The organism is Candidatus Nitrotoga sp. BS, assembly GCF_927797785.1.
Lineage (GTDB): Bacteria > Pseudomonadota > Gammaproteobacteria > Burkholderiales > Gallionellaceae > Nitrotoga.
In genome coordinates, this window is the sequence record NZ_CAKMLL010000090.1 from 1 (window position 1) to 1306 (window position 1306).

Genomic DNA, 1306 nt, shown 5'->3' on the forward strand with positions numbered 1-1306 from the left:
GCTTATTCATGATAATCGAACTCATCTTGGCCATTTTTTTGGAGCGCAGCACTCACAAGAACAGCAAAAATTCAAGCAAGCCCTCATCCCAAACGGACAAAGATGAGTCTGCGCTAGACCATGCTGGAAGTAACGGCAAAGGTAAGCAAGAAAACAAGACCCAAGCCAAAAATACACGTATCCAAGAAACCGTCACGATTTCACACGTTCTTACCTGTGAAGTCTGTGCAGAAGACTTGAGCAAAGTTGCTTGTATTGACCATGAACGACGCACCAAGATCGATATTGTATTTGAGAAAGTGATTGATCATGTGGATGCTGAAGTCAAACGTTGTCCGAGCTGTGCTGCGACAACAAAGGGCTTGTTTCCCTCGGATAGGCACGGCCCCTTGCAATATGGCGATGGCTTGAAAGCTTTCGTCATCAACTTGATAGTCGGTCAAATGGTCGCGTTGAACCGTGTACAGAAGCTGGTGAAGTCAATGATTGATGTCGTGATTGCCGAAGCGACATTGCTCAAATTCATTCTTCGTCTCCACCATGCACTGGCCACCTGGGAGTATCAAGCCACGGAATGGATACTCAATGCACCTGCGATAAACGTAGACGAAACTTCTTTCCGGGTTGACCTAAATAATCATTGGATCCATGTCTATTCGTCAGGCGATATTACGCTCAAGTTTTTACACCAACGGCGAGGGAAAGCCGCCATTGAAGCCATTAATATTATTCCACGTTATGGGGGCGTTATTATTCATGATTGTTGGGCATCTTATTTATCGTACCCAGGTTGCGGTCATGCACTGTGCGGTTCGCATTTATTACGTGAACTGACTTTCATCGTAGACGCGCATGACTATGCTTGGGCACGCAACATGAAACGCCTACTACAAGAAACCTGCAAAAAAGTCTCGAAATGTACAGAAAAGCGACTCGTTAATAAGGAATTAGCTAATCTACAGCAACGCTACCGGAATATCTTAACGCGCGGTGAAAAGGAGCTGCCGGTTATTCCTTCGAGGCCTAGCGGAAAACGTGGCAAACTGGCTAAATCTGATGCGCACAATCTTTGGGAAAGACTCAAAAAATATGAGGGCGCGGTTCTATTGTTTGCCAAAGACCCGCATGTGTCATTTACCAATAACAGAGCAGAACGAGATTTGAGAATGGCAAAGGTTAAACAAAAAATTTCAGGTTGTTTTCGGTCAAGTGAATATGCGCATGCCTATTGCCGTATCTCAAGCTATTTGCAATCCATGGCTAATAAGGGCTATAACCCGCTTGTCGCTATTCAAATCGCTTTGGC

General features: G+C 45.0%; 1 protein-coding gene. It reads left to right on the forward strand.

The window, feature by feature from the left end; translation table 11 throughout:
• Positions 1-26: 26 nt before the first annotated feature.
• Positions 27-1306 (forward strand): IS66 family transposase (gene tnpC / locus MJ769_RS11455; RefSeq protein ID WP_239237275.1); only part of this gene is annotated, 1280 nt, incomplete at its 3' end.